10 protein-coding genes are annotated in these 13,386 nt (G+C 54.1%); 3 read left to right on the top strand and 7 right to left on the bottom strand.

Annotated features, from left to right (window positions below):
• Positions 1-46: 46 nt before the first annotated feature.
• The 4 genes from ACT3RP_RS00910 to ACT3RP_RS00895 form a co-directional block, all read right to left on the bottom strand.
• Positions 47-1,717, bottom strand: a complete 1,671-nt coding sequence (locus ACT3RP_RS00910; protein WP_483393059.1) for an alpha/beta hydrolase — start codon at positions 1,715-1,717, stop codon at positions 47-49.
• Positions 1,718-1,792: 75 nt separating this feature from the next.
• Positions 1,793-2,557 (bottom strand): MipA/OmpV family protein, encoded by a 765-nt coding sequence (locus tag ACT3RP_RS00905; RefSeq protein WP_483393058.1) that lies wholly within the window; start codon positions 2,555-2,557, stop codon positions 1,793-1,795.
• 321 nt (positions 2,558-2,878) lie between these two features.
• A complete protein-coding gene (locus tag ACT3RP_RS00900; protein ID WP_441686851.1) occupies positions 2,879-4,336 on the bottom strand; it encodes an SLC13 family permease in 1,458 nt (485 codons plus the stop codon).
• Between the two features lie 240 nt (positions 4,337-4,576).
• Positions 4,577-5,851 carry a M20/M25/M40 family metallo-hydrolase gene (locus tag ACT3RP_RS00895; RefSeq protein WP_444624676.1) on the bottom strand — a complete coding sequence of 425 codons (1,275 nt, stop codon included), beginning with the start codon at positions 5,849-5,851 and terminating at the stop codon, positions 4,577-4,579.
• A 249-nt stretch (positions 5,852-6,100) separates the two neighbouring features.
• Between ACT3RP_RS00895 and ACT3RP_RS00890 the strand changes: the two genes are divergently transcribed.
• Positions 6,101-7,324: a YbfB/YjiJ family MFS transporter gene (locus tag ACT3RP_RS00890; protein ID WP_441686797.1), complete on the top strand. Its 1,224-nt coding sequence runs from the start codon at positions 6,101-6,103 to the stop codon at positions 7,322-7,324.
• Between the two features lie 114 nt (positions 7,325-7,438).
• Positions 7,439-8,902: a sodium-dependent transporter gene (locus ACT3RP_RS00885; protein ID WP_441686796.1), complete on the top strand. Its 1,464-nt coding sequence runs from the start codon at positions 7,439-7,441 to the stop codon at positions 8,900-8,902.
• A gap of 4 nt (positions 8,903-8,906) precedes the next feature.
• Here the strand turns inward: ACT3RP_RS00885 and ACT3RP_RS00880 are convergent, their stop codons facing one another.
• From ACT3RP_RS00880 to ACT3RP_RS00870, 3 genes are read right to left on the bottom strand one after another with little or no spacing between them, the layout of a single operon-like run.
• Entirely contained in the window at positions 8,907-10,016 is a 1,110-nt protein-coding gene (locus tag ACT3RP_RS00880) for an LBF_2804 family protein (RefSeq protein ID WP_441686795.1), read from the bottom strand.
• A gap of 42 nt (positions 10,017-10,058) precedes the next feature.
• A complete protein-coding gene (locus tag ACT3RP_RS00875; protein ID WP_483393057.1) occupies positions 10,059-11,360 on the bottom strand; it encodes a Y-family DNA polymerase in 1,302 nt (433 codons plus the stop codon).
• 14 nt (positions 11,361-11,374) lie between these two features.
• The gene (locus tag ACT3RP_RS00870) at positions 11,375-11,818 is read right to left on the bottom strand and encodes a LexA family protein (protein WP_193062241.1); all 444 of its coding nucleotides are present in this window, start codon (positions 11,816-11,818) and stop codon (positions 11,375-11,377) included.
• A 269-nt stretch (positions 11,819-12,087) separates the two neighbouring features.
• Between ACT3RP_RS00870 and glyA the strand changes: the two genes are divergently transcribed.
• Positions 12,088-13,353 carry a serine hydroxymethyltransferase gene (gene glyA / locus ACT3RP_RS00865; protein WP_193062242.1) on the top strand — a complete coding sequence of 422 codons (1,266 nt, stop codon included), beginning with the start codon at positions 12,088-12,090 and terminating at the stop codon, positions 13,351-13,353.
• Positions 13,354-13,386 lie beyond the last annotated feature (33 nt).

Here is a 13,386-nt window from a genome sequence, read left to right as displayed (position 1 = left end):
TGTGCCCCGTCTAGCAGGGCTTCTGATAGGTTAGAGCGATGGACGATTAGAGGTCCATCTCGCGTGCTTGGATAAAGTACTCGCGCAGCTGGGTCAGTTGGCTCTCGTTCCAACCGGGCGGCTCCGAAAGGGCCGCCCACGCACTAATGTAATCTTCAGCGGCTATTTCGTGACCAAAGCCTGGCGGTGAGCTACCCGTTGCAAGGTCGGCTAGCAGCTGCAGCATAGTGACGACAGGATACCAGCGTAGGTCGGGTGAAACATCGGGGCCACGTGGTTCGCGCATCCAATCAGGTTCGCGCCAAAAGGCGGCGGGTTCAAAAAAGGTAATTGGATCGCTGGCATACTGTAAGTAGGCAATACGGAAGTCACCCCACTGCGTATCAGAGCTTTGCAGCCCTTGATGTTGATTCATAAAGCGCACCACGGAGCCGCCTCGAAACGTTGGCAGCCAGGCGGGTGTGCCCGTATCGCGATCACTGGTAACGGTGCGCCAGGTTTCACTACGAAAAGGGGGGCCACTCCACAGTGCGCCATGAAACGGGTCTTCAATAATGTCGTAAAGATCAAACGAGAGATCTGAATTCAGCGCGCCTAGGCTCAGCCCAAATAGATATAAGCGCGGCCGTTCATCGCGGGGCAAGGTTGTCCAATAATCATAAACCGTGGTGAACAGCGCTCGCGCACTTTCGACGCCGTATTCGCCCTCAGCAATCAGTGAGAGGTGGCTGGGTAAGTAGGAGTATTGGGCAGCAACGGTGGCAATATCGCCACGGTGCAGATACTCCACGGTATCTTGCGCTGCCGGATCAACCCAGCCGCGCCCTGTAGGCGTGGCGATAACCAGCACTGAGCGCTCGAAACCATCCACACGAATGAGCTCTGCGAGGGCGAGCTCTGCGCGTTCCTGCGCTGTTTCAGCGGCATTTAAGCCAACGTAGACGCGTATGGGGTCGGGCGTTTCTTCATCGAGATAGCGGCCTATTTGCTCGCCGCTAGGGCCTTGCGTCACAAAGCGGCGTCCTCGACTGCCTAGTGCTTCCCAACTGATGAGGGATTCTGCACTGCCGGGCCTCATTGGATTGTCAGGGGGCGAAAGGTCGTCCTGAATTAGCTCGTCCACCTGCTGATAAGAGCGGTCGGCTATTTGTAACGCAAGCGAATAAATGACCCCCTCAAGCACCGACCAAAAGAGCGCCACGGCGGCTATTGTGCCGAGCACATAGGAAACACGGCGGGGGACAATGTGGGCCATTTTGCGTGATAGCAGCCGAAAGGTACGCTTGAATAGATAGGCTATCAGCAGCATGAAAACAAAGACGGCTAGCGCGATCAGCGCAATAGAAAACGGTCGAGTGCCGCTTGCTGGCGCCATGCCCATCAATGTGCGGATACTATTTTGCCACTCCGACGCTTGCCATAAAAATACTCCCGCGACGAGCGTGCAGATCGCCGCTGCGACCCACTTTATTTTTCGCTCTATGCGCAGGTTAGGTTCTGGAATATGCAGGTATGCCCATGCCCAATGGCTGGCGACGCCGAGGGCGTAGCCAGCGGTAAAGCTCAGGCCGGAAACGATGCCCTGTGGCATCAGTGGGCGAGGAAGCAAACTTGGCGTCAGCGAGAAGGCAAACAGTAGTGTGCCCAGCACCAGCCCGACGCCAGATAAGCGGCTAAATAAAGGGGCAAGCCGCTGTCTTCCTGTACTAGTGACCATCTGTTACCTTTCAGCGAGACGTATTCAAACAGGCCGACTCAACGATATTTTGTCATCGTGAGTCGCGTGGGCCTGTTAAAAATTATAATTGAGGGATACGCCGGTCACCGTTTGCCAATCGCTGCCTAGCTCATCCACGATAGGGCTGTCCGATGCGTTGCCCGTTAGGTAGCTTGTCCCCACGAAACCTGTTGCTGACCATTCTGGCGTTAGCGCGTAAGTCAGGCTGCTGCTTACGCCTAGCCGCCAGTATCCGCCGTCAGGATTGTATTGGGCAATCCCTCTACGCAGGCTGTCGCGTGCTGAAACGCCGAACATTGACTCTGTCCACTTTTCGTTTGAGTAATGAGCGCTTGGCGATAAAGAGAAAAATAAACGCTCACTAAGCGGTGTACGCCAGGCCGCTGCTACTTCAAACTCTGCGCCATCCACATCGCCGGTTACCGGCGTGCTAGCCGCCACGCTGTAGAGCCACTCTCTTTGCTCGTAGCCAACGCGTAGCCCTAGCGTTGCACCGCCATCTACTTCTTCGAAGGCGCTTATATCACCTTTGTTGTCACGCCCAAAGGTGTAGCCAATAAAGGGCGATACGGTCCAGCCGCCATCACGAATAGCGTGCCATTCAATGCCAGAGCGCGGATTGATGGTGAAGGTCTCGCCATAGGTGAGATTTATCGATGGCCATAGTTTTGTATCGTAGTCGTCGCTGCCTAAGTAATCGGGCGCGTAGAGCACGCCAGCGCCAATACTTCCTTCCCAGCTATCTGCCGAGGCAATCGGCGAAATAGCCAAACCAATCACGGCGGCAGACCACCAAGTATATTGAGTCACGTGTGTCATCCTTGTGGGTAGCGAAACGTGCATGATTGTATGTTTTTGTTTGGAAAGTTGGCAAGTTGCTTGTTTCAATTTTAAATCGTTCAAACGCTATTTATTTGCGACTGCATATCACAGGTTAGATAAATCCATGGATATAAGGCGCATTGTGCCCTTCAAGCACAGGGAAGTGGTAACAGGGAAGGCAAAGCTAGGAATGCTTTAAGTACTCAGGGAAGCACGAACAGGACGTTTGTGAAGAAGCATCATGGAAGGTTTAATAAAGCCCCAGCCAAGGAATGGCCGGGGCTTCTTTTTGCGTGCAATCTTAAACTACTTTATTTGCTAAGACGGCATAGGAAGCAGTAATGGCATAATAAAGTAAACAAATAGCGTGATGATAATGGCGCTAACAATATTCATCGCAAAGCCTGCTTTTGCCATCTCCTTAATTGAGATTCGCCCGCTGGAGAAAACGGCAGCGTTAGGTGGCGTGGAAATAGGCATCATGAAAGCGCAGGTAGTTGCCAGGGCAACGGCCACCATTAGGCCCAGCGGATTACCTGTCGTAATCGCGGCAGCCATTCCCGCCGTAATAGGCAGTGCCATATTGGCCGTTGCGGTGTTAGAGATAATCTCGGTTAGGAACAGCATCAGCAGCACCATAAAGAGAATTAGCACAAAGTAATTAACGCCGTCTAAGAGCTGCAGCTGCTGGCTGATCCAGCCCGTTAAGTCGCTCGCACTGAAGGCTGCGGCGAGCGTCATGCCGCCGCCCCAAAGTATAAACAGCCCCCACGGCAGGCGTGCCATATCATCCCACACTAACAGGCTACGTTTTTCGCTGTGAGCTGGGATAATAAATAGTGCCACCGCCGCAATAACCGCAATTAATGTATCGTTTAGCGGTAGATCAAAGAAGGGTGCTAACCAACCCCTTAACGCCCATGCGAGTGCGGTAGTGACAAACACTATCAGTACGCGCTTTTCTTCGGGCCCCATAGGGCCAAGTGCTTTCAACTCTTCGGCAACGAAGTTAACTTCTAGGCGGGTGTTGGGCACCTTGACATAAATATGGGTGAGATAGACGTACAAGATGACGAGCATGATAAGAGTGAGAGGAAGTGCAAACATCATCCAATCTAAAAAGCTAATTTCAACCCCGTCAAAAAATTGCGGAATCATAGCCACCACTATGGCATTGGGCACCGAGCCAATAATCGTAGCCAAGCCACCAATGGAAGCTGAGTAAGCAACAGTGAGTAGCAGCACGCGTGCAAACGCATCGCGCTGCTTACCATCGAACTGGTCACGCTCATCCAGCTCTCCGAGCAGGGCAATGGCTATGGGTAGCATCATCAGCGCCGTGGCGGCATTTGAAATCCACATGGAAAGAAAGGCTGAGGCGATCATCACGCCAAGCACAATGCTGCGTAGGCTATTGCCGATACGGCTAACAATATTCAGTGCAATGCGGCGATGTAAGTTCCAACGCTCAATGGCAATGGCCAGTATAAAACCGCCCATATACATATAAATAACCGGGTTTGCGTAGCCGACCACGGTGTCATCTAGTGTCATTACGCCGCTTAGCGGCAAAATAATCATGGGTAAAAACGAGGTGACTGGAATGGGTACGGGTTCGGTTACCCACCACACGGCCATCCAGGCGGTTAGGCCAAGAACCAGGCGCGGCGCAGGGTCGATCAGAGTGGCGGGCATGAGAAGCTGTACAAGTATGCACAGCAGCGGCCCGGCCAGCAGGGGCGTCCAATGGCGCCATCCTTGCGATGAAACTCCCATTTATTAACTCCATTGATAAGCAATAACGTGTAAGTACTAGCTAATTAACGGGAGGGATCCTACCACTTTCGTTTATTGAACGTTGGTTGTATAGATGCAACTTTAGTAGTGGTGGAAGGGGCGAGGGAAAGGTTTCGTATTGATAAGGAGGGAGGCGAGCTGAATCAAACATGGCCCGCTAGAAGCTATCTAGCGGGCCATTTACAAGGGATGTAAAAAAGCACTTAGCGTGGGCGCTGTTTACGCAGGCTTAATCTCTGCGCTTTCATCACCTTCACTGGCAGGCTTATCACTACCCTGATGAGTTAGCGGGCTTGCTTGATCTAAACGCGGATGGTTATCCAGGAATTCACGTTCAAGATTGGGTAGTTTGTCCAGTGCTTGCAGAGTATGAGTAAGCGCGTAGATGGCGGCTAGCACGTCTTGGGTATGGCCGGTTTCTGAAATTGTATGCATATTGCGAGTCGGAAAGCCGATTGAGGTAGCGGCGCTGTCAATCGATGCCAATACCCCTGCCATGCCATCGGTGCCGGTATCCACGCCGACAATGTCGCGCTGCATGGGTATATCCTGCTCTTTCGCCGCGGTAGCAATAATGCGGTTGAGCTGTTCGCTGGCAATCGAACCCACTGCCATGGTGAAGCCTTTACCCATTTCTAGCGGCTGCATGCGTTTGTCACCAATACCTGGGGCCGCGACATAGTCGTGATTAACATCTACGCCAATCAGCGCATCGGGCTTCATTTCACCGGCCATGACGCGGCTACCAAAGCGGCCAATTTCCTCGTAGCTGGCAATGGCAAATAGCACGCGAATATTTTTTGTGCCGCCTGCTTCGGCGATAAGACGAGCCACTTCGGCAGCCACAAAACAGCCAAGGCCGTTATCTAAATAAGCACCATAGAAGGTATTGGGACTAAAGCCGGGGCGAATGGGGCGGTCGAAAATGATCGAATCGCCGGGACGTACGCCGAGGTTTAATACTTGCTGTTTTTTGTTGTCACCGTGAATCTGCAAATCTAGATAAATCTGCTCTTTTTTGAGCCCTTTGTCGCCTGTGCGCATGCTTGGGTCTGAAAAGTGAATGGCGCCAAGTGCTTCAACCGTGCCGCCTTCAATGCTGCGATAGCTACCGGGGGCTTCCGGGTCTTCGCTAAATAGCTTTACCTCATGGCCGACTAATACGGTCGGCAGGAATGAATCGGTATTGATCCAGATTTTGCCGTCTTCACCAATTGAGCGTACTTGCATGCGAATTTTATCTGCATGGCCGATAATCATGACCTTAAACATGTCGTCACGATCAGGATGGGTGTCCAGAACAACGCCCGCATTGCCCTTGAACTGATGCAGATGCCAGCCTTTAGGCGCAAAACTTTCAAAATGGGGCTTGAGTACGCCGTACGTCATTGCGGCTTCCAGGCCCACTGGGCTTGGCGCGGCAAGAATATCGCGCATTAATTTAAACTGCGCCTCGGGCATCGGTTGCGTCCAGGGTTTTGCCGTATCGCTCATCGTTTTCGCTCACTCATGAAGGTGGGTGTTTATCGCCTCTAGTCTGCCAGATTCCGGCCCGGCGTGTAGAAAAAGCCGAGGTGAACGACCGAAGTGACGCCGCCGGTTCGTGCTCAGCCCGCTAGGCGTCATGACGTGCTGCCCGGTACGCTTTACTATGTTTATGAATATATGTTTATGAATATATGTTTATGAATGCATGCATGCTAATTAAGACAACAATAGTAACGTTGTTTCAGGAGCCGTTCGATGACTGTAGTAACGCTAAGTTCCCGGCGCTTTAAAGTGCTGCTGGCAGGCGTTTGTAGCCAGATATTGTGCATGGGAATAGCGCGCTTTGCCTATACGCCTTTATTGCCGGTGATGCAGCAGCAGAGTTGGATGGGGGATGCTGATGGTGGCTGGCTAGCGGCGATCAACTACGCAGGCTATATGCTCGGGGCCGTGCTGGCAGCGTCCGTGCGCAGTATTTATACCAAGGATACGTTGTACCGGATTGGGCTGGTGCTGGCCGTGCTGACCACCGCGGGTATGGCCTTGACCGACCACTTTTGGCTCTGGGCAGGATTACGCTTTCTATCAGGACTTTCCACCAGTAGTTCGATGCTATTAGCTTCGGGTCTGATTTTGCATTGGTTGATTCAGCATCGTCAGCGCGGCGAGTTAGGCATTCATTTTGCCGGAGCGGGACTGGGAATTGTAGTGGCCGCCTTAGCGGTGGAATACATGCTGTCACTGTCACTTGGCTGGCGGGCCCAGTGGTGGTGCTTTGGTTTGCTAGGCGCAATACTGTTAGTACCCGCATGGCATTGGCTACCGCGCCCGGTGAAATCGCTACCTGGTGCAAGCGAAGCAAGTGCGCCCCCCGTTATGCCCCCTTCGCGCACGTTTATGCGCTTAATGTTGCCTGCCTATTTCTGTGCAGGCTATGGCTATGTCATCAGCGCCACGTTCATTGTCACGATTGTGGAACGCGAGCCGCTTCTGGTGGGGGCGGGCAACTGGGCGTTTGCCCTGGTGGGCTTGGCGGCAGCCCCGGCGGTGATGCTTTGGGATTTGATCGCCCGGCGGATTGGCTATTTGGGTGCTTTGATTGTCGCGATGCTGATACAAGCCGTCGGCATCGTGCTGCCCGCTATAACATCAAGCCTAGCCGGCGTACTCCTGAGCGCCGTGCTTTATGGCGGTACCTTCCTAGGCTGTGTCAGCCTTGTGTTGACCATGGCAGGCAGGCTGTATCCATCAAGCCCTGCACGCTTAATGGGCCAGATGACGCTGGCTTATGGCGCGGCACAAATTTGTGCGCCGGCGCTAACTGGCATGCTGGCAGAGGCTTCAGGGCATTATAGCGTTGGACTTTGGCTGGCCGGTGGTTTTGTGATAATTGGCGCGGTGCTGTTGGTCTGGTTGCGCCAAGTGGATCAAACCGCTCAGCGTTTGGATGCCGCGGCCAAAGCCTCCGTGTATGCCTGATGAATGAAATCGATCGCTTGAAGTGGATTGAGAGACCGGTGTTTGCAGTAGATCTGCGTTAAGTCCGGCAGGCTGCTAGAATAGGCGCCTTTTTATGACAGGGTAAATGCGCTAATGACCTCTTCTGGGCAACCTCGCACTCAGTGGCTAGGCCGCTGGGGGTTTATGTTGGCAGCAACCGGCTCGGCGGTTGGGCTAGGCAATATCTGGAAATTCCCTTATATCACCGGGGAATTTGGTGGCGGTGCGTTCGTCTTGGTTTATCTAGTGTGCATCTTTGCCGTTGGTGTGCCGGTAATGATGGCGGAGATTGCCTTTGGGCGCCGCGGGCGCGGCAGCCCCGTGGACGCTATTCGTCGCGTCGTCAATGAGTCTGGCCGCTCCTCGGCCTGGTCATTGATTGGCTGGATGGCGATGCTCTGCGGTTTTATGGTGCTATCGTTTTATGTGGTCGTGGCCGGTTGGTCATTTGCCTATTTGTGGAAGATGCTAACTGGCGGGCTTGCAGCCAGCAGTGTTGATGATATGGCGGCGGTGTTCGGCGCTAATAATGCGAACCCGCTCAACCTTGGTTTCTGGAGCACCTTTGTCACGCTGATCACGATGCTCATTGTGGGCAAAGGCGTGCAGCGAGGCATTGAAAAAAGCGTCAGTTGGATGATGCCAGGATTGGTTGTCATGCTGGTTGTGCTGATTGGCTTTGGTATGTTTTCCGGTGGCTTTGGTGCGGCGGTGAGCTTTCTATTCTCATTCAATGCCGGCAGCCTCTCTAGTGAGGGCTTGTTGGCAGCGCTCGGCCACGCCTTTTTCACACTCTCACTTGCCTCTGGCGCGATTCTGACCTACGGCAGCTACCTGCCTAAAGACGCTTCAATTGGCCGTACCACGGTGAGCGTTGCCGTTGCCGATACGGTCGTTGCCTTGATGGCGGGTCTGGCGATTTTTCCGGTGATTTTTGCCAACGGCATGAATCCTGGTGAAGGCCCAGGGTTGATCTTTATGAGCCTGCCGTTGGCCTTCCAGGCGATGCCCCTGGGCACGTTATTTGGCATCTTATTCTTCTTAATGCTTTCTATGGCGGCGTTGACCTCCGCTATTTCCATGGTTGAAGCCACGGTCTCTTGGCTATGCGATAACAAAGGATTGTCGCGCCCGACCGCTGCTTGGGTAACGGGTATTGTGCTGTGGTTGATCAGCACCCTGGCAATGCTGTCGTTTAATCTGGGCGCTGACTGGACGCTGGCGGGAAAAACCTTTTTCGACTGGCTGGACTACCTGACGTCACGCTGGATGATGCCGCTGGGTGGATTGGGCATGGTGGTGCTGGCAGGCTATGTATTAAAAAGCGAGACTTTCCGCGATGAGCTGGGGCTGGCGCCGCTGCCCTATGCGCTTTGGCTGACCATGGTGCGCTACGTGAGCCCGCTCGGTATTGTGGTGATTTTCGTCGATGCCTTGGGCGTTTATCAGGTTTCGTTTGCCGCGCACTGGCCGTGGCTCCTGGCGATCTTGGTCGCTATGGCGATATTCGGTGAAACCCTCAGCCCGCGGCTACGTCACGCCCTCAAGTCCGTTTAATCCGTTACGGCACCTCGCCTGATAATAAACGCTGCTGCTGGGCCTTCACATCAGTCTCTAGCAGCGGCGTTTGACACGTCGCAAAGACTTCTTTTAAAAATCGTTTCCTTGAGCCACGGTAAGTGCCACTGAGCAGTGCCGTCTGGGTAAGTGCGCTGAGCAGCGTATGCCGTGGCGGGTTCGTTAGCTGCGCGTAGTCGTGAAGCGTCGTAGGCCAATCAACGTCAATAGCTTGTGGTTTGTCGGGCAGGCTATCTAGCAGGCGAGCCAGAAGCAGCACTAAATTCGGGTGTGGGTGCTGATTGCGCATAATGAGCTCACCCACTCCTTGTGCCACTAAGCGGCGAGTCGGAGCGTCGCTGTCAGCTAGCGTTGCCATTAACTGCTTCACTAGCGCTGGTCCGCGGGCCTGTAAATAGGCTTCTTGAATAATGCGTGCAGCAATCCAGGCGTTCCAAACAGCATACAGGGGCCCTGTTAAAACGGGCAGAAAACCGCGCAGCGTCAGGCGGCCTAATAAGCGGCGTAGCAGTAAACGAAGCAGGAAGCTGCTTAAGCTGATTTTTAAGCGATAAAGCAGGGCTCTAGCGGTTATTCTCCAGCCACCCAGGTAGGCATGTGGGTCAACGCCATAGATAAGATTACCCGGACTCGGGTACTCCAAGGCTACGCGTGAAACGCCGTGCACCGTCAGTTGAATATCCGGCTCTAGTGGTTCGGTTTGGCCATAGTGCAAGCCTGCCAAGCGCGTAATGCTCGCGACGCCGCGTAGCGCATTCCAGTACAAGAAGCCAATCTCTAGCGCGGTAATGCTGCCTGCTACGGCCATATAGCCGGCCCAGTAGGGAAGCTGCTCGCGAAGACTCAGCGCATTCCAGTTGTCGGTGGCAAATTCCCGCATCCACCATTCTGCTCCGCCAATCAGCGTACCAGAAATCATTCCGGCAACCGCCGCCCAAGTGATAATCCAGCGTCGTGCGCGTTGCAGCGCCTGTGGGTTGGGGGCTGCCATTGCCGGATGGCGGCGAAAGTAGCCTTGTATATAGCGGTTTGCCCACCGTTGCGCTAGGCCAGGGGCTGGAGCGTACTCTTGATCGGGACGAGTGAGAGACATGAAGGCAACGTTATTCGGGCAAAGGATGCCCTAGGGTAGCGGTTACGTCCGTGAAGTACACGCATCGATAGCGCCAGGATGAGTGCCTGCCTGCATTAATTCATCCCAGCGCGTAGTGAAACGAGGAGAGCGATGGGCGCAGCGCAGTTGCCAGGCGGCCGGCGCATTGGTCATGCCAAAACTAATCGTTCCTTGCCCCATTTGCTGATTGATCTGGTCCACCGTTGCCATCAGCAATGGGTGATGATGGTGAGGCGTTGGCCCTAATAATGACAGCTGGTGTCGCTCGGCATCGACTAAGTCGAGGAGCATTACACCCGCTTTCATAAAGTGGTGGTGAGGGCGGTACATTTGCTCCAGCCCCTGGCGAACCGTATCAAGGATAACGCGGGTATCGTCGCTGGGTGAGGGCAGCGCGATTAGCGCTTGCGGGAAGCATTGCGGCTGATCGCGGCGGTGGCGGTTGGTATTAAGAAATACCATTACGGCGCGGGCTAAACTACGCTGCTCGCGCAGTTTTTCAGCGCTACGCTGGGCGTGTCGGCGTAGAGCGTTATGCACCTGCGTAAAGTCGCCTGTCGGTTGGCCAAACGAACGTGATGTCATAATGCGCTGGCGCGGTAGATCCAATGCGTTCATTGTTAAGCATGGCGTGCCGCGTAGCTCAAGCGCCGTGCGCGCGAGCACTACTGAGAAACGCTTACGCAGCTGTTTTTCATCGCTTTCTCTTAATTCCCAGGCGGTCCTCACGCCGCCAATGGCTAAGCGCTCGGCCAGCCGATGCCCGACGCCCCACACGCGGCTTGCCGGTGTGCGTTTGAGCAGCGCCTCTGTCGTGTGATCCTGCCCACCAAGTAGGCAAACGCCTTGGTAGTAAGGGTCTTGCTTGGCAACGTGGTTAGCCAGCTTGGCGAGTGTGTGCGTGGGGGCCAGCCCAACGCACACCGGCAGGCCTAAATGACGCCGAATGCGCTGACGCAGCTTCCGCCCTAGAGCCTCACACTGCTCTGTGGTGAAACCTTCTAAATAGACGAACATTTCATCGATTGAGTAGGGGGCAACGTCCGGGCAGGCATTGCGCAGTAGCTGGGTCAGCCGTGCCGACATATCGCCGTAAAGTTCGTAGTTAGACGACAATAGGTGGATGTCGCCACGCTGACGCAGCTCTTCAAGTTTAAACGCCGGCGTCCCCATGGGAATATCCAGCGCTTTAAGCTCGGCTGAGCGGGCGATAATGCACCCATCGTTATTCGACATAACACCGACAGGCCTGCCTTCAAGCTTAGGTTGAAAGATACGCTCGCAGCTGACATAGAAATTATTGGCATCGACCAAGCCAATCATCTTAAGCCCTCATTTCATCGCAAATATTCATGCACGACGGCGCGCACCACGCCCCATAGCTGGCAGTCGGTGCCTTCAAGCGGCAGGGGCGGGTAGTGCGGATGGGCAGAGCAAAGGTGCGGTGTGCCTTGATAGAGCGCGTAACGTTTAATCAATACTTCGCCGTCAAACATCGCCACCAATATATGTCCTAAGCGAGGTTTTACGCCGCGGTCGACAATCAGTAAATCGCTGTCAAAAATACCCCAGCCCTCCATGCTGTCGCCTGCGGCAGTGATATAAAACGTCTCGGTAGGATTTTTTATCAATCGTGTATTGAGGTCTAGCGTGCGTGGCTCGTAATCCTGCGCAGGCGAAGGAAAACCGCTAAACCCCGCTCGGCCTGTCAGCGTGAGATAAGGCTGCGGCTGCGATATTAACGGCAAGGCGGGGGTAAGTGGAGTGTGCTGACCCGGCATTGTCGACACCCTGGCTGATATGGTGCATGTATGGACATACAGTATTCGGTCTTGGCGACGAAAATGCAAGTCAGCAGGGATGAGGTGGATAGCAACCTAAAGATTCGCGAGCTAAAGCGGTATCTCACAAATACTGCTACCAAGCCTTAAAGATGAATGCTGTGCATTAACAACCTGATGCGGATGCGATGAAAGTCGTGTCAGGCTGCGTTATGATAGCGCCCTCGCTTCTTCCATGATGACTCTTTCTCGTTACGAGGTGCCTGCCGATGTTCAGCCGCGATATGACAATTGCCGGATTTGATGATGTGCTTTTTGATGCCATGCAGAAAGAAGTAGCCCGCCAAGAAGCCCACATCGAGCTGATTGCTTCTGAAAACTACGCCAGCCCCCGCGTACTGGAAGCACAAGGTAGTCAGCTAACCAATAAATACGCCGAAGGCTATCCCGGTAAGCGCTACTACGGTGGCTGTGAATTCGTCGATATTGCTGAAACTCTGGCCATTGATTACGCCAAAGAACTGTTTGGCGCAACCTATGTCAACGTTCAGCCGCATTCTGGCTCCCAGGCCAATAGCGCCGTCTTTTTAGCGCTCGTTAAGCCTGGCGATACCATTCTAGGGATGAGCTTGGATGCAGGCGGCCACCTGACCCACGGTGCCAAGCCAAGCTTTTCGGGCAGGCACTTCAATGCCATTCAGTACGGTTTGAATGAGCAGGGCTTGATCGACTACGATCAAGTGGCCGCGCTTGCTCGCGAGCACAAGCCGAAGATGATCATCGCCGGTTTTTCCGCGTATTCTCAGATCGTTGATTGGGCCAAGTTCCGCGAAATCGCCGATGAAGTGGGCGCTTACCTGTTGGTGGATATGGCCCACGTGGCAGGTCTTGTCGCGGCGGGTGTCTATCCAAGCCCTTTGCCTCATGCCCACGTCGTGACGTCTACCACCCATAAAACGCTACGTGGCCCGCGCAGCGGTGTGATTCTCTCGGCGGAAAACGACGCTGATATTGAGAAAAAGCTGCAGTCAGCGGTATTCCCGGGTGGCCAGGGCGGTCCTTTGATGCACGTGATTGCGGCAAAAGCGATCTGCTTCAAAGAAGCCATGGAGCCTGCGTTCAAAACGTATCAACAGCAGGTGGTCAAAAATGCTCAGGCAATGGCCAGCGTATTCATTGACCGCGGCTACGATATCGTTTCTGGCGGCACCGAAGACCACTTATTTCTGCTGTCGCTGATCAAGCAAGGCGTTACCGGTAAAGACGCGGACGCCGCTTTGGGCCGCGCCCACATTACCGTTAATAAAAATGCCGTACCTAACGACCCGCAAAGCCCGTTTGTAACCTCAGGTTTGCGTATTGGTACGCCTGCGGTGACCACACGCGGTTTCGGTGAGCAAGAGTGCAGCACGTTGGCCGGTTGGATCTGCGACATTCTGGATGTATTAGCCAACGGCGAAGACACCAGCGCTATTGAAGCGCAGGTGTTGGACAAAGTAGCTGGGGTTTGCGCGCGACTGCCTGTTTATAAGTAAACGTCACGTTAGTGCATATGTGAAAAGAGGCCC

It is taken from the genome of Halomonas sp. AOP5-B2-8 (assembly GCF_052376475.1).
Lineage (GTDB): Bacteria > Pseudomonadota > Gammaproteobacteria > Pseudomonadales > Halomonadaceae > Vreelandella > Vreelandella casei.
The sequence above is the reverse complement of the archived record's forward strand: the minus strand, read 5'-3'. Positions and strand labels throughout refer to the sequence as shown.